General features: G+C 72.1%; 14 protein-coding genes and 3 tRNA genes. 11 read left to right on the top strand and 6 right to left on the bottom strand.

The window, feature by feature from the left end; translation table 11 throughout:
* Positions 1–80 precede the first annotated feature (80 nt).
* On the bottom strand, positions 81–518 hold the full coding sequence (locus tag IFT36_RS07145; RefSeq protein ID WP_043593232.1) for an Lrp/AsnC family transcriptional regulator: 438 nt from the start codon (positions 516–518) through the stop codon (positions 81–83).
* Positions 519–620: 102 nt separating this feature from the next.
* Between IFT36_RS07145 and ddaH the strand changes: the two genes are divergently transcribed.
* On the top strand, positions 621–1,499 hold the full coding sequence (gene ddaH / locus IFT36_RS07140) for a dimethylargininase (protein WP_347342526.1): 879 nt from the start codon (positions 621–623) through the stop codon (positions 1,497–1,499).
* Positions 1,500–1,554: 55 nt separating this feature from the next.
* Here the strand turns inward: ddaH and IFT36_RS07135 are convergent, their stop codons facing one another.
* The 4 genes from IFT36_RS07135 to IFT36_RS07120 form a co-directional block, all read right to left on the bottom strand.
* Positions 1,555–3,072 carry a glycosyltransferase family 39 protein gene (locus IFT36_RS07135; RefSeq protein WP_056044092.1) on the bottom strand — a complete coding sequence of 506 codons (1,518 nt, stop codon included), beginning with the start codon at positions 3,070–3,072 and terminating at the stop codon, positions 1,555–1,557.
* A gap of 112 nt (positions 3,073–3,184) precedes the next feature.
* A tRNA-Phe gene (locus IFT36_RS07130) sits at positions 3,185–3,257 on the bottom strand.
* Positions 3,258–3,293: 36 nt separating this feature from the next.
* Positions 3,294–3,370: transfer RNA gene (locus IFT36_RS07125), tRNA-Asp, on the bottom strand.
* An 83-nt stretch (positions 3,371–3,453) separates the two neighbouring features.
* Positions 3,454–3,529 (bottom strand) — tRNA-Glu (locus IFT36_RS07120).
* Between the two features lie 337 nt (positions 3,530–3,866).
* Here IFT36_RS07120 and IFT36_RS07115 point away from each other — a divergent pair.
* The gene (locus IFT36_RS07115; protein WP_200412761.1) at positions 3,867–5,156 is read left to right on the top strand and encodes a M23 family metallopeptidase; all 1,290 of its coding nucleotides are present in this window, start codon (positions 3,867–3,869) and stop codon (positions 5,154–5,156) included.
* 82 nt (positions 5,157–5,238) lie between these two features.
* Here the strand turns inward: IFT36_RS07115 and ppa are convergent, their stop codons facing one another.
* Positions 5,239–5,730 carry an inorganic diphosphatase gene (ppa, locus tag IFT36_RS07110; protein WP_043593233.1) on the bottom strand — a complete coding sequence of 164 codons (492 nt, stop codon included), beginning with the start codon at positions 5,728–5,730 and terminating at the stop codon, positions 5,239–5,241.
* Positions 5,731–5,801: 71 nt separating this feature from the next.
* Between ppa and tilS the strand changes: the two genes are divergently transcribed.
* The 9 genes from tilS to IFT36_RS07065 all read left to right on the top strand — a co-directional run bounded on the left by tilS (position 5,802) and on the right by IFT36_RS07065 (position 15,154).
* Entirely contained in the window at positions 5,802–6,794 is a 993-nt protein-coding gene (tilS, locus tag IFT36_RS07105) for a tRNA lysidine(34) synthetase TilS (RefSeq protein WP_200412760.1), read from the top strand.
* Positions 6,795–6,837: 43 nt separating this feature from the next.
* Positions 6,838–7,389: a hypoxanthine phosphoribosyltransferase gene (gene hpt / locus IFT36_RS07100; protein ID WP_056044086.1), complete on the top strand. Its 552-nt coding sequence runs from the start codon at positions 6,838–6,840 to the stop codon at positions 7,387–7,389.
* A gap of 125 nt (positions 7,390–7,514) precedes the next feature.
* On the top strand, positions 7,515–9,506 hold the full coding sequence (ftsH, locus tag IFT36_RS07095) for an ATP-dependent zinc metalloprotease FtsH (protein ID WP_056044084.1): 1,992 nt from the start codon (positions 7,515–7,517) through the stop codon (positions 9,504–9,506).
* Positions 9,507–10,167: 661 nt separating this feature from the next.
* Positions 10,168–11,001 (top strand): dihydropteroate synthase, encoded by an 834-nt coding sequence (gene folP, locus IFT36_RS07090; RefSeq protein WP_056044577.1) that lies wholly within the window; start codon positions 10,168–10,170, stop codon positions 10,999–11,001.
* The gene (folB, locus tag IFT36_RS07085; protein ID WP_307785050.1) at positions 10,998–11,513 is read left to right on the top strand and encodes a dihydroneopterin aldolase; all 516 of its coding nucleotides are present in this window, start codon (positions 10,998–11,000) and stop codon (positions 11,511–11,513) included. Before folP ends, folB begins: the two co-directional genes overlap by 4 nt.
* Positions 11,510–12,253 carry a 2-amino-4-hydroxy-6-hydroxymethyldihydropteridine diphosphokinase gene (gene folK, locus IFT36_RS07080; protein WP_307785049.1) on the top strand — a complete coding sequence of 248 codons (744 nt, stop codon included), beginning with the start codon at positions 11,510–11,512 and terminating at the stop codon, positions 12,251–12,253. Before folB ends, folK begins: the two co-directional genes overlap by 4 nt.
* Positions 12,250–12,726, top strand: a complete 477-nt coding sequence (locus IFT36_RS07075) for a DUF3180 domain-containing protein (RefSeq protein ID WP_200412759.1) — start codon at positions 12,250–12,252, stop codon at positions 12,724–12,726. The genes folK and IFT36_RS07075 overlap by 4 nt, the downstream gene beginning before the upstream one ends.
* 56 nt (positions 12,727–12,782) lie before the next feature.
* Positions 12,783–13,262: a PH domain-containing protein gene (locus IFT36_RS07070; protein ID WP_056044081.1), complete on the top strand. Its 480-nt coding sequence runs from the start codon at positions 12,783–12,785 to the stop codon at positions 13,260–13,262.
* The gene (locus IFT36_RS07065; protein ID WP_200412758.1) at positions 13,259–15,154 is read left to right on the top strand and encodes a PH domain-containing protein; all 1,896 of its coding nucleotides are present in this window, start codon (positions 13,259–13,261) and stop codon (positions 15,152–15,154) included. The genes IFT36_RS07070 and IFT36_RS07065 overlap by 4 nt, the downstream gene beginning before the upstream one ends.
* Positions 15,155–15,265: the final 111 nt, after the last annotated feature.

The following is a 15,265-nucleotide window of genomic DNA, read 5'->3' as shown; positions in this document are numbered from 1 at the left end:
GAGCTGCGAGTCGGGACGGCCCGTGACACAAACCGACCTGCGAGCCGCCCGACCTGAGCCTCCGACCGCAGGGCCGTGCCTCAAGCCGAGCGGCGGCTGATGAGTTTCGAGAGCACGATCGCGCTGCGGGTGTGGTCGACGTTCGGGGCGTTGCGCACGCGTTCGAGGGCCTCCTCGAGCGACGGGATGTCGCGGCTGCGCATGTGGACGATGGCGTCGGCGCTGCCGGTCACCGTACCGGCGTCGACGACCTCGGGGACCGTGCCGAGGATGCGCTGCAGTTCTTGGGGCGAGACGGTGCCACGGCAGAACAGCTCGACGTAGGCCTCGGTGCCGAGCCCGTCGACGGCGGGGTCGACCTGGACGGTGAACCCCTTGATGACCCCGTCGGCGACGAGGCGGTCGACGCGGCGTTTCACCGCCGAGGCGCTGAGGCCGACCGAGGCGCCGATGTCGCCGTACCCTGCGCGGGCGTTCTGGCGCAGGAGGTCGATGATGCCGTAGTCGAGATTGTCCACCACGACATCATACGCCGGAATGCTGCACCAGAGCTGACAAATACGCAAGAAAAGTGCGTGAGAGCTCGGCCTCGTGCGCGCCCACGATGTGACACTGATCCGGTGAGCCTGACGATCGAACCCACCGACCTGCCCGATGCGACCGCCGTGGGGGACTCGACCCGCGTGGCCAGCCACCGCACCATCTTGATGTGTCGGCCCGAGCACTTCACCGTCAGCTACAAGATCAACCCGTGGATGGACCCCACCACGCCGACCGACACCTCGCTGGCGCTGGCCCAGTGGCAGACCCTCTACGACACCTACGTCGGCCTGGGGTTCGACGTCGAGCTTATCGACCCCGAACCGGGTCTGCCGGACATGGTCTACGCGGCCAACGGCGGCTTCGTCCTCGACGGCGTCGCCTACGGCGCGCGCTTCACCTACCCCGAGCGCCAGGCCGAGGGCCCGGCCTACATGCGGTGGTTCGCCTCGGCGGGCTTCGAGGTCGCCGAGCCCTCCGAGACCAACGAGGGCGAAGGGGACTTCCTGCTGGTCGGCGACGTCATCCTGGCCGGCACGGGCTTCCGCAGCGACTCGAGCTCGCACGACGAGATCGGTCGCGTCTTCGGGCGCGAGGTCGTCAGCCTCACCCTGGTGAACCCGAGCTTCTACCACCTCGACACCGCCATCGCCGTGCTCGACCCCGAGCCGGTGGACGGCCGCCACACCATCGCGTACCTCGAGAGCGCGTTCGACGACGCGTCGCTCGCGATCCTGCGGCAGCGCTTCCCTGACGCGATCCTCGTCAGCGAGGAGGACGCCGCCATCCTCGGCCTGAACTCGTACTCCGACGGCCACAACGTCGTGATCGCCGCCCGGGCGACCGGCTTCGAACGTCAGCTGCGCGAGCGCGGCTACAACCCGATCGGCGTCGACCTCTCCGAGCTGCTGCTCGGCGGCGGCGGCGTCAAGTGCTGCACCCTCGAGCTGCGTCGCTGAGGGTCGAGCCTGACCACCAGGCCTGACCGTCAGGCCTGGTCATCGGGCCTGACCGTCAGGCCGGCGGTCGCGCGAAGAGGTAGACGACGCTCCGACCGGTGCGGTGCTCCTGTCGGATCTCGTACCCCTGGTCGCGGAGCTGCCGCAGGTCGGCCTCGCTGAGGACGTCGACGGAGAGCCGCGCGATCCAGAGGCGGTCGACCGACGACAGCCGGTCGGCCAGTTCGACGGCGTCGTCCTCGTCGTCGAGACGCAGGGTGACGTCCGAGTACGAGCCCGACGGCAGGCCCGAGCGGACGTAGGCCACGTCGTCGAGCTCGGCGAATCGATCCGGGTAGGCGTACATCGCCTGGCGGGGTCGCGTCGACACGGTGCCGGTCGCGTCGAGCAGGAACGCGTCGCCCGGGCGCGCCTGGCTCTCGATGTAGCTCGAGAGCTGCGAGAGGTCGCTGCCGCCGCCCTTGCCGGTCGGCAGTCGCTGCAGCACGTACGTCGGCACCGAGGCCGCCACCAGCAGGGCGACGAGGGCGATGCTGATCCAGCGCCGGCGGAAGCCGGTGACGGCCACGGCCAGCAGCAGGCACATGCCGGGTGCCGAGAAGGTCACCAGCCTCGACGTGTACACGGGCGACAGGACGAGCCCCAGTGCGAGCAGCAGCCCGGCGGGCAACGCGACCCAGAGCGCGCCGAGCAACACCACGCTGCCGGGCGTCCGCGAGCGGTCGCGGAGGCGGGTGCCGAGCAGGATGAGCAGGACCGCCGAGACCACGGCGAAGGCCAGGCCCGTGACGAACCACGGTTCGACCAGGACCGTCCACCAGGTGACGTCGGCCCCCGTCGACGGATCGGCCACCCCCAGGAGGCGCGAGCGCTCGGCGAGGACCGTCCCGATGACCGGCGAGGTCACGAACAACGCCGCCCCGGTCGAGACGGACCAGCCGAGGAGGCGGTGGCGGGCTCCGCGACGCCGACGCTGTGCCGGCGCCAGCAGCAGGAACACGCCGTGCACCACGATGATCAGGCCGAGGGGGACGAAGGTCGCGATCGACCCGGCGAGGACCGCGCCGTACCCGATCCACCAGCGTCGGCGGTGACGCCGGGAGGCCACGAGCAGCAGCACGGTCACCCAGACGGCCAGGGCGACCGACAGGGCGTAGGGCCGGGCCTCGGCGGCCTCGAGCGTGAAGCGGGGCAGCACCGCGAAGACCGCGGCGGCCAGCAGCGCGGTGCGACGGGTCGTCAGCATCCGCGTCAGGACGAGCACCCCGGCCGCCCCGGCCCCGACGAAGACGGCCGACGGGAACCTCGTGGCCACCTCGGCCTCGCCGAAGGCGCCGACCCAGAAGTGCATGAAGAGGTAGTAGACCGTGTGCACCGCGTCGCGCTGGTGCACGAACGCCAGCAACTCGCCGAGGGGGAGGCGCGCCACCTGCAGCGTCGTCGCCTCGTCGCTCCAGTACGAGGGAACCCAGCTGAACGCGGCCCCGAGCAGCAGGGCCGCGAGTCCGGCGACGAGCGGGTCGAGCCAGCGGCTGCGGAGGGAGACGACCGCGGGGTCGTGGCCGATGCTCACGAGACGGTCCCACCAGCGGCCATGCCGCGGTGCCCACCACCGGCCATGCCGCGGTGCCCACCACCGGCCATGCCGTTAAACGAGTCAGGCCCCGCCTGAGCGGGGCCTTCTGTGGCTGGACACGGCATCGATCCGTGGACCTTTCGATTTTCAGTCGAACGCTCTACCAACTGAGCTACCCAGCCGTGAGGGCCCGAAGCCCCCAGGCGATGAACTCGCCTTGGCGACCCTGACCGGACTTGAACCGGCGACCTCCGCCGTGACAGGGCGGCGCGCTAACCAACTGCGCTACAGGGCCAAACTTGCTGCTGTGACACAGCGTACTCGATGTTCTGTTGTGATTGGTGCAGGTGATGCCTCGGTGCTGTCTTGCAGTGGTGCTGGTGACCCCAACGGGATTCGAACCCGTGCTGCCGCCGTGAAAGGGCGGTGTCCTAGGCCACTAAACGATGGGGCCGTGTCCGAGGACGTCATAGCAACCGATCACAGAGCATACGGATGATCGCGGGGAAAAGCAAAACGAGGGCGACGGCGGGTGCTGCGCGCGCCTCCTCGTCCCCTGTCGTGGTCGGGCGACACGCTCGCCACTCCGTCTCGGCTGCCCCGCGTTCACCGACTCGACGGCTAGTTTCAAGTCGTTCTTGAGAGTTCGGGGTCGACCGCCGGTCGACCGCCCGGCGGCGTCGCGTCCGCGGCGCTGTACGGGACCGGGCGTCGGCGATACCGTGTCCTGCACGGCGACCCCGGCGCGACCGGCCGGGCTCGATGCCGTCACGACGAATCGGAACCACTCGATGACCTCCACCCGCCGCACCGGGCGCCCGCGCCTCGTGAGCCTCACCTCGGGCCCGCTCGCTCCGTCGTCGCGCCTGGCCCGCATCGTCGTGACCGTGGCGGCCGCGTCCCTGCTGCTCACCGCCGGCGTCGTCGGACTGCCCGCGTCGTCGGCCACGGCCGCGTCCTACCCGTCGTGGGAGGACGTCCAGAAGGCCCGCGGCGACGAGACCGCGAAGCAGGCCGAGATCACCAACCTCGAGGGCATCCTCACCCAGATGCAGGCCGATCTCGACGCCGCGAACACCGAGGCCGAGAAGCGCGGTGACGAGCTGCAGAAGGCCCAGTCCGCCTACGACGACGCCCAGTACAAGACCGCGCAGCTGCAGTCGCAGGCCGACTCCGCCGACCAGGTGGCCGCGGCCAGCGAGGAGCGGGCGGGTCAACTCGCCGCGCAGCTCGGTCGCTCGGGTGGCACGAACGGCGTCAGCGGCACCCTGATCGCCGACCCGGGTGAGGCCGGGCAGCTGCTCTACAAGCTCGGTGCGATGAGCAAGCTCACCGAGCAGGCCGACGGCATCTACGCGCAGGCCACGCAGGACCGCAACACCGCACAGGGGCTCAGCGACCAGGCCGCCGTCGCCGAGGCCGCCCTCGCCGTGCTGGCCCACGAGGCACAGCAGGCCCTCGCCGACGCGAACGACGCCGCCCAGGCCGCGAGCGACGCGCTCGCCGCACAGCAGGAGAACCAGGCGCGGCTCCAGGCCCAGCTCGAGACCCTGAAGACCAACGTCGACCACACCGAGGCCGAGTACCAGAAGGGCGTCGAGGAGTCACGGGCCGCAGCGGCCGCCGCGGCGGCGGCGGCGACCAACGGCACGGCCCTCGGGGTCGTCTCGCCCCAGGGCTGGACGCGCCCCGCCGGCGGCAACATCTCGAGCGGCTTCGGCATGCGCGTCAACCCCGTGACGCACGCGTACATCCTTCACGCCGGCACCGACCTCGCCGCAGGCTGCAACACGCCCATCTACGCCGCCACCGCGGGCGTCGTCAGCTACGCCGGCTGGTACGGCGGCTACGGCAACTTCGTGCTGATCGACCACGGCAACGGCGTCACGACCGGGTACGGCCACCAGCCGAACGGCGGCATCATGGTCAGCGTCGGGCAGGCGGTCGGCACCGGCCAGCAGATCGGGCACGTCGGCTCGACCGGCAACTCGACCGGCTGCCACCTGCACTTCGAGACCCGCGTCGGCGGCGTCGCGCAGAACCCCCAGCCGTTCATGGCGGACCGCGGCATCCGCCTCTAGGCGCCGTCCCCGCACCCCGGCACGACGAAGGGCCCGACACCACGTGGTGTCGGGCCCTTCGTCGTACCGGGGTGCGGAGAGGTCAGTGCCCCTCGTCGGCCAGCTTCGTGATGCCGGCCTCGACGATGGCCTCGGCCTCGGCGGCGTCGCCCCAGCCCTCGGTCTTGACCCACTTGCCGGGCTCGAGGTCCTTGTAGTGCTCGAAGAAGTGCTCGATCTCCTTGCGGAGGTACTCGGGCACGTCGGTGACGTCCTGGATGTGCTCCCAGCGCGGGTCCTTCGCGGGGACGGCGATGACCTTGGCGTCGCTGCCGCCGTCGTCGGTCATGTTGAAGACGCCGACCGGGCGCACCTTGACCCCGACGCCCGGGAAGAGCGGGTAGTCGAGCAGCACGAGCACGTCGACGGGGTCGCCGTCGAGGCCGAGCGTGTTCTCGAAGAAGCCGTAGTCGGTCGGGTAGACGAACCCGGTGAACAGGACGCGGTCGAGGTAGACGCGACCGGTCTCGTGGTCGACCTCGTACTTGTTGCGGCTGCCTTTGGGGATCTCGATCACGGCGTCGTACGCGGCCATGGGTGTGCTCCTTGCGATGCGTCGTAGGGGGGTCCGACCCGACGGGTCGGCGGTGTCGCTAACGTTACAAGATGCCCGACAGACCCCGCCTGACCCCCGCGACGGCCGACGTCCGACGAGCCGTGCGCGCCTCCTTGTCCGGTCACGACGAGGGCGACCTCGTGCTCGTGGCCCTCAGCGGCGGGCCGGACTCCCTCGCGCTCGCCGCGGGGCTCGCCTTCGAGGCGCCGCGTGCGGGGCTGCGCGCCGGGGCGGTCGTCGTCGACCACGACCTGCAGGGCGACTCGCGCACCGTCGCGGCCCGCGCGGCCGAGCAGGCTCGCGGCCTCGGGCTCGACCCCGTCGTCGTCGTCCGGGTCTCGGTGGGCACCGAGGGCGGTCCCGAGGCGGCGGCCCGCACGGCCCGCTACGACGCGCTGTCGTCCGTCGCCTCCGAGCAGGGTGCCCGCACCGTGCTGCTCGGCCACACCCGCGACGACCAGGCCGAGACGGTGCTGCTCGGCCTCACCCGGGGCAGCGGTGCGACGAGCCTGAGCGGCATGGAGGCGCGCTCGGGCCTGTACGCCCGCCCCCTGTTGGTCGTCGGTCGCTCGACCACGGCGGCGGCCTGCACCGACGCCGGCCTCGAGGCCTGGGCCGATCCGCACAACGACGACCCGACCTTCACGCGGGTGCGACTGCGGCGGACCGTCCTGCCGATGCTCGAGCGCGAGCTGGGCCCGGGCATCACCGAGGCGCTCGCGCGGACGGCGGACGCGCTGCGCGAGGACTCGTCCGCCCTCGACCACTTCGCCGACGAACTGGCCGAGGAGCTGGCCGACCACGCCGAGGCGGGCATCTCGCTCGACGTCCGGGGGCTCGCCGCGAACCCGGCGGCCCTGCGTCAGCGACTGATCCGGCTCGCGGTGCAGAGCGAGTTCGGCGTCTCGCTGAGCCGCGTCCAGACCCTCGAGGTCGCCCGGCTGGTGACCGACTGGCACGGGCAGGGGGCGGTGTCGCTGCCGGGCATTACAGTGGAACGCACCGGAGGCGCGCTGCACTTCTCGGCGACCGGCGCCTCCTGAGATCCCCCTCGGCACCCCACGACCCCAGGAGCACGACACCACCATGGAACTCAGCGACATCGAGGCCGACCTGACCAGCGTGCTCTACACCGAAGAGCAGATCCACGCCAAGATCGCCGAGGTCGCCCGGCAGGTCGAGGCCGACTACGCCGGTCGCGAGCCGCTTCTGGTGGGCGTCCTCAAGGGCGCGGTCATGGTCATGGCCGACTTCTCGCGCGAGCTCAAGCTGGCCTCGGCGATGGACTGGATGGCCGTCTCGTCGTACGGCTCCGGCACCAAGTCGTCGGGCGTCGTGCGCATCCTCAAAGACCTCGACAGCGACCTGCACGGCCGCGACGTCATCATCGTCGAGGACATCATCGACTCGGGCCTCACGCTGTCGTGGCTGCTCGAGAACCTGCAGAAGCGCGGCGCGGCGTCGGTCGAGATCTTCGCGCTCTTCCGCAAGCCGGCCGCCGCCAAGGTCGCCGTCGACGTCAAGTACGTCGGCTTCGAGATCCCGAACGACTTCGTCATCGGCTACGGCCTCGACTACGACGAGAAGTACCGCAACCTCCGCGGTGTCGGGGTGCTCGCCCCGCACGTCTACAGCTAGCGGTCCGCTCCCGGGCGGGGCCGATCAAGCCCTCGGCGAACACCCATCCAGGGCATAGCAGCCCCGATGTACCCTTTTGCTCACGTTCTTCCTGCAGAAAGGTGTCGGGCGTCGCCCGTACTGACATGGACTTCAAGAAACTCTTCCGCGGTCCGATCATCTACATCGTGATCGCGGTCATCGGCATCGGCATCGGGTGGAGCCTCATCAGCGGGGCGGGCACGACGCAGATCTCGACCCAGAAGGGCCTCGAGGCGATCCAGGCCGACAAGGTCAAGTCGGCGACGATCTTCAGCAACGAGCAGCGCGTCGACCTCGTCCTGAAGGACGGCGACAAGGCCGAGCAGTTCTACTACGCGACGCCGCGTGGCTCCGAGGTCGTCGACGCCGTCACCGACGCGAACCTCGAGAACTTCGACGACACCGTCACGCAGACCAGCTGGTTCATGTCGCTGCTCAGCATCCTGCTGCCGTTCTTGATCATCGGCGTCATCTTCTGGTTCTTGCTCTCGTCCATGCAGGGCGGCGGCAGCAAGGTCATGCAGTTCGGCAAGTCCAAGGCCAAGCTCGCCTCGAAAGAGACCCCGCAGGTGATGTTCACCGACGTCGCCGGGGCCGACGAGGCCATCGAAGAGCTCGAAGAGATCAAAGAGTTCCTGAAAGAGCCCGCCAAGTTCCAGGCCGTCGGCGCCCGCATCCCGAAGGGCGTGCTGCTCTACGGCCCTCCCGGCACCGGCAAGACCCTGCTCGCCCGCGCCGTCGCCGGCGAGGCCGGCGTCCCCTTCTTCTCGATCTCGGGGTCCGACTTCGTCGAGATGTTCGTCGGCGTCGGCGCCAGCCGCGTCCGCGACCTCTTCGAGCAGGCCAAGCAGAACAGCCCGGCGATCATCTTCGTCGACGAGATCGACGCCGTCGGTCGTCACCGCGGCGCCGGCATCGGCGGCGGCAACGACGAGCGCGAGCAGACCCTCAACCAGCTGCTGGTCGAGATGGACGGCTTCGACGTCAAGACCAACGTCATCCTGATCGCGGCGACCAACCGCCCCGACGTGCTCGACCCGGCCCTGCTGCGCCCCGGCCGCTTCGACCGCCAGATCGGCGTCGACGCTCCGGGTCTCGACGGCCGCAGGCAGATCCTCGAGGTGCACGGCAAGGGCAAGCCCCTCGCCGCCTCGGTCAACCTCGAGGTGCTGGCCCGCAAGACCCCCGGGTTCACGGGTGCCGACCTGGCCAACGTCCTCAACGAGGCCGCCCTGCTCACCGCCCGTTCCAACGCGCAGCTGATCGACAACCGTGCCCTCGACGAGGCGGTCGACCGCGTCATGGCCGGCCCGCAGCGCCGCAGCCGCATCATGAACGACCACGAGAAGCTCATCACCGCGTACCACGAGGGTGGCCACGCCCTCGCCGCCGCGGCCATGCGCCACACCGACCCCGTGACCAAGATCACGATCCTGCCCCGCGGTCGGGCCCTGGGCTACACGATGGTCCTGCCCCTCGAGGACAAGTACTCGGTCACCCGCAACGAGCTGCTCGACCAGCTCACGTACGCCATGGGCGGCCGTGTCGCCGAAGAGCTGGTCTTCCACGACCCGACCACCGGTGCCTCGAACGACATCGAGAAGGCCACAGCGACCGCCCGCAAGATGGTCACCGAGTACGGCATGAGCAACAAGGTGGGCTCGGTCAAGCTCGGCCAGGCCTCCGGCGAGATGATGATGGGCCGCGACGGAAGCTCGCGCGACTACTCGGAGAACATCGCCGAGACGGTCGACGCCGAGGTCCGCGTGCTGCTCGAGCAGGCGCACGACGAGGCGTGGGAGGTCATCAACGACAACCGCGACGTGCTCGACTTCCTCGCCCGCGAGTTGCTCGAGAAAGAGACCCTCGACCACGACGAGCTCGCGGAGATCTTCAAGGACGTCCGCAAGCTGCCCGAGCGCCCGCAGTGGCTCTCGAGCGACAAGCGTCCGGTGTCCGACCGCCCGGCGATCCCGATGCCGACGAAGTCGCCCGTCGACGCCGAAGCCGTCGACGGGGGCGTCGACTCCGAGCCGACGACCAAGCCGGCCCGCACGCGCCCACCCCGCACGACGCCCGGCATCGCCACGGCCTGACGCACGATCGGCCCGACCGGCTGCGCCCAGGCGCAGCCGGTCGATAGCCTGAGGGCTCGTCCCGAGCACCGAACGGAGGTACCGCTTCGTGACCGACCCGTCCCGCGGCACCCCCGCCACGTCCGGTGACGACGGACGTCCGCCCGCTGCGGCTCACGAGGTCGGCGCCGTGCCGTCGAAGCGACCTCGCGGTCGGGAGCGCTACCCGGCCGACGTCGTCGTCGACGCGCCCCCGGCCTCCGCCCGGGCAGCCGCCGACGAACTCGCCGTGGGCCCGATCACGCAGGGACGTCTCGTCCTGGCACAGAACGAGACCGCGGCCGTCCGTCCCCCGGCCCAGTTGCCGCCCGTCACGCACACGCCGGCGACCACGTCCGCGACGAGCCTCCCCGCCGAGGCGCCGGCCCCCGCAGTCCGCTCCGGACGTCGGCTGGTGGCCGGCGGTCGGTTCGAGGGGCCGCTGCACGAGCGGTCGTTCGACGACGCCGACCCCGTGCTCGAGGCGCGGTCACGACCCGATCGGCAGCGCGCCGGTTCGCACGCGGCACCCGCGGTGCGTGACCGGGTCGCGACCGGCCCGGGGTCGCACGCCGCGCCTCCTGCACCGGTTCTCCGCCGGTCGCGCGACCGATCCGGTGCTCGCCGGCCCGGCCCGCAGGTGATGGGCGTGCTCAACGTGACGCCCGACTCGTTCAGCGACGGCGGTCGTCACCTCGACCTGGACGCCGCCCTGGCCCATGCCCGCGCCCTCGTCGCGCAGGGGGCCGACATCGTCGACGTGGGCGGCGAATCGACCCGGCCCGGTGCCTCTCGGGTCGAGCCCGCGGACGAGCTGCGCCGGGTGCTGCCGGTCGTGCGAGAACTCGCGGCCGAGGGGGTGCGCGTCAGCATCGACACGATGAACGCGTCGACCGCCGCCGCCGCGCTCGAGGCCGGTGCCGAGATCGTCAACGACGTGTCGGGGGGCCTCGCCGACGTCGACATGGCCCGGGTCGCCGCCGAGAGCGGCCGCACCTTCGTGGTCATGCACTGGCGAGGTCGACTCGACGGCTCGGGCCAGGCACCCGCCGCCGCGTCACGCGACTACGACGGTGACGTCGTCGGCACCGTCGCCGACGAGCTCGCCGCGCGGGTCGACGACCTCGTGGCCCGCGGCGTCGACCCGTCCGCGATCGTGCTCGACCCCGGGCTGGGGTTCTCCAAGGACGCCACCCAGAACTGGCAGCTGCTCGCCCACCTCGACGTGGTCGGCCGGCTCGGCCTGCCCGTGCTCGTCGCCGCGTCGCGCAAGCGGTTCCTGGCCGACCTCCTTCCCGAGGGGGCGCCGCCCACCGACCGCGACCCCGCGACCGCCGTGATCAGCGTGCTGGCGGCCCAGGCCGACGTCTGGGGCGTGCGCGTCCACGACGTCGCCGGCACCCGCGTCGCCCTCGACGTGCTGCAGGCCTGGACCGAGGCCGCGGTGGCTCCCCGCCGACCGGCGAGGCACGCGTGACCGGCGTCGAGAGCGGGCCCGACGGCCTGCCCGCGCGCGAGCCCGAGCCGGTCCCCGAGCACGAGACCGAGTCGGTCACCAAGCACGAGACCGAGTCGGTTCCCGAGCACGAGACGGTCGGCGGGCCCGTGCCGGTCCTCCGCGCGACCGGCCTCGACGTGCTGCGCCTCAGCGGCGTCCGGGCGACCGGCCACCACGGCGTCTTCGACCACGAGCGCCGCGACGGGCAGGAGTTCGTCGTCGACGTCGTCGTGCACCTCGACACCACCCCGGCGGCGTCCGGGGACGACCTCGGCGAGACCGTCCACTACGGCGTCCTGGCCGAAGAGCTCGTGGCCGCCGTCGAGCGTGACCCGGTCGACCTGATCGAGACCCTCGCCGAGCGCCTCGCCGGCGTCGTGCTCGCGCACCGTGCGGCGGTCTCGACCGAGGTGACCGTGCACAAGCCGGGCGCCCCGATCACCGTGCCCTTCGGCGACGTGTCGATCACCATCAGCCGGGAGCGCGCGTGAGCGGCCCGAGCACGGCCGGCTCGAGCACGGCCGGTCCGAGCACGGCCGGCCCGAGCACGGCTGGCTCGAGCACAGCCGGTCCGAGCACGGGCGCGCCGAGCACGGCCGCGCCGCGCGTCCGGCGTGCGGTGATCGCCCTCGGCTCGAACCTCGGCGACCGTGACACCCTGCTGCGCGAGGCCGTCCGGGCCGTCGACGCGACCCCCGGCATCACGGTCGTCGCGGCCTCCGCGCCCGTGTCGTCGACCGCCGTCACGCTCGACGGCCTCGATCCGGGCAAGCCGACCTACCTCAACGCCGTGCTGCTCGCCGACGTCACGCTCGACGACGACGCCCTGCTCGACGCGCTGCAGGCGATCGAGGCCACGCACGGGCGCACCCGTGAGGTGCGCTGGGGCGACCGGACCCTCGACCTCGACGTCGTCGCCCTCGACGACGAGCGCATCGACACCGAGCGCCTGCAGGTGCCGCACCCCCGCGCCGCCGAGCGCGCGTTCGTGCTCGAGCCCTGGCTCGAGCTGGACCCGGAGGCGCGGCTCGCCGGAGCCGGGCGGGTCGCCGACCTGGCGTCCCGGCTCACCGAGCGCACCCGTCCCGTGCCGGGAGCGACCTCGCTGTTCGACCCCGCGTCCGAGCCCCCGCTGCTCGACCCCGCGTCCGAGCCTCCGCTGCTCGACCCCGCGTCCGACCACGGGTCCGCGCACGACCCGACCACCGACCCCAGCCCAGGAGCCCCGTGAAGCACACCCGCCCCTCCACCCTGGTCGGCCTGATCATCGTGGCCGTGGCCGCCGGCTTCGTCCTCGACTCGGTGGTGGTCGCCATGCGTCAGCCCTCGATCGTGCTGCCCTTCGCGCTCGGCCTCGTGCTGCTCGGCATCGGCGGCGTCGTCGTCTCGATGGCCGTGCCCGTGCACCGGGTCGCGACCGGGTCGAGCAAGGAACGCGTCGACCCCTATTACGCGACCCGCGTGCTGCTGCTGGCCAAGGCGAGCAGCCTGGCCGGTGCCCTGTTCGGCGGCTTCGCCGGGGGAGTCCTGCTGTTCGTCCTGTCCCGTGGCGTGGGGGTCGCTGTAGGCTCGCTCGTGCCCGCTATCGTCGCCGTCGTCGGCGGTGCGGGGCTGCTGGTGGCCGGCATCGTCGCCGAGCGCATGTGCACCGTCCCGCCCGCCGACGACGAGCACGGCCAGGGCTCGGGCACACAGGCGGTCTGACCGCCTGCGGTCCCACCACCGCCGACCGACCGCTGCCGACCGGAAGAGACGCCGACATGGACCGACTCGACATCCCCGACGCCGAGTGGAACCGCGTCTCGCCCAAGTACGTCTGGCCCGAACTGATCGGCTACCTCGTCACCGGCCTGATCGTGGCCGGTGCCACCGTCCCGCTCTGGCTGATCGGTCAGTGGTGGACCTACGCGATCACCGCCGTCGTGGTGGTCGTCACCGTCGTGGTCGCCGCCCTGACCCCCCGTCGCGTCCGGGCGATCGGCTACCAGCTGCGCGAGGACGACCTGCTGCTGCGCAAGGGCATCCTGTACCTGCGCGTCGTGGCCGTGCCCTACGGGCGCATGCAGCTCATCGACATCAACCGGGGCCCGGTCGTCCGGGCACTCGGCCTCAGCGACCTGAAGTTCGTCACCGCGGCCGCGGCGTCGGCCGTGACGATCCCGGGCGTCCCCGCCGACGAGGCCGAGCGGTTGCGCGACCGCCTCGTCGAGCTGGCCGAATCGCGTCGGGCCGGCCTGTGAGCGACCCCCGCACCGGGGCGGACGGCGGCGGGGGCCGACCCGCGCCTCCGGACGTCGCCGCGCTCACCGACGGCAAGTGGCACCGCCTGCACCCGGCCACCCCGCTGCTCAAGGGCGGCATCGCCCTGGCCGCGGTGCTCGTCATCCTGTTCAACAACGCGCGCGAGTACGTGGTCGAACTGTTCGTGCCCGGCGGTCGGCGGGGTGACGAGGGCGACCCGTTCGGGTACGTCGTCGACAAGGGCTGGCTGGGCCTGCTGCTGCTCGCCGTGGTCGTCGTGATCGCCCTGTTCGTGGGCGGGTTCTGGTTGTCGTGGCGCATGCACACCTTCCGGGTGGGCGAGGACGTCGTCGAGGTGCGCAGCGGCATCGTGTTCCGAACGAACCGGCGGGCGCGGCTCGACCGCATCCAGGGCATCAACATCCAGCGTCCCCTGCTGGCCCGCGTCTTCGGCGCCGCCAAGCTCGAGGTCACCCAGGCCGGGCAGGACGCCAACGTCACCCTCGCCTACCTGCGGTCGGCGTCGGCGGACGACCTGCGCCGCGAGATCCTGCGGCGCGCGGGCGGGGCGCAGCAGACGCACGCCCCGGCTCCGAGCGCGCCCGGTGCGAGGGTCGATGCGCGAGGCGCGGGCACGGGCGATGCGACCGACCCGGCCGCCGTCGCCGGGACCTCGACCCCCGGTCGGCCCGGCGCCCCCGCCCCGCACCGGCAGGGCTTCGGCGGTCTGGTCGAGCAGCGCGCCCACGAGTTTCTCGCACCCGAGCTCGACCCCGACGAGGCACCGCCCCGGTCGGTCGTGGCCCTCTCGCCCGGTCGCCTCATCGGTTCGACCGTCCTGAGCGGTTACACGCTGTTCCTCCTGGCGGCCGTCGTGGCGATCGTGATCAGCGTGGTCACGACGGGCGAGTGGTTCCTGCTCTTCGTGCTGCTGCCGGCCGTGCTCGGCTCGGGCGGGTTCTACGTCAACCGCATCACGAAGTCGCTGCGCTACACGATCGCCGGCACGCGCGACGGGGTCCGCATCGGCTACGGCCTCTTCTCGACCTCGAACGAGACGCTGCCGCCCGGCCGCATCCACTCGATCAAGGTCAGTCAACCGCTGCTCTGGCGCCCGTTCGGCTGGTGGGACGTCAAGATCAACCGCGCCTCGCGTTCGAGCACCAAGGGTGCCGCGGGGCAGGAGAACACGACGATCCTGCCGGTCGGCGACGAGGACGACGTCCGCCGCGTCCTCGAACTCGTCCTGCCCGAGCTGGTCGGCGTGGCCGCGGTCGGCGTCGCCGCCGAGGAGGCGCGGGCCGGGTCGCCCGCACCGGCCGACGCCCCCGAGGCGGTCGCCTCCGCGGCGGTCCCGGTGGCCGACGGCTCCTCGACCGGCGAGGCCGCGCCTCCTGCCCTCGGGGGTGAGGCGATCGACGACGAGACGTCCGCGACCGGCGTGGCCGCGCCTCCTGCCGTCCGCGACGCCGTCGAGGCGACGACCGAGCACACCCTGACGCTCGTCGAGGGCGGGCTCAGGTCGAGCGGCACCGACGGCGGTTTCACCGTGTCTCCGCGCCGGGCCGCCGTGCTGCGCTGGTTCTCGTGGCGGCGCAACGGGTTCCGCTCGGCGCCGGGTGCGCTGTTGCTGCGCAAGGGCGCGATCTGGCGCCAGCTCGTCATCGTGCCGCTGCCCCGGGTGCAGAGCGTCGGCCTGGTGCAGGGTCCGTTGCGCCGCCGGCTCCGCCTCGCGACCGTGCACCTGCATACGGTCCAGGGGCCGATCGTCGCCGAGATCGGCGCGCTCGACCAGGACGACGCCCTCGGCTTCTTCACGACCGCCGGTCGCGAGGCCGTCGCCGCCGCCCACGCCGACCGCACCCACCGCTGGAGCGAGGAGACCCCGTGACCGACCCGTCGACCGGCGGCCCCTCCCTCGGCGGCTCGTCCCTCGGTGGCCCACGCGACGCACCGCACGACCCCCGGCCGACCGCGCGCGGCTCCGACCGCCGCAGCGGCC

The organism is Frigoribacterium sp. CFBP 13605, assembly GCF_014839405.1.
Taxonomy (GTDB): Bacteria; Actinomycetota; Actinomycetes; order Actinomycetales; family Microbacteriaceae; genus Frigoribacterium.
Note: the sequence above shows the minus strand (reverse complement) of the source record. Positions and strands in the feature narration are given on the sequence as shown.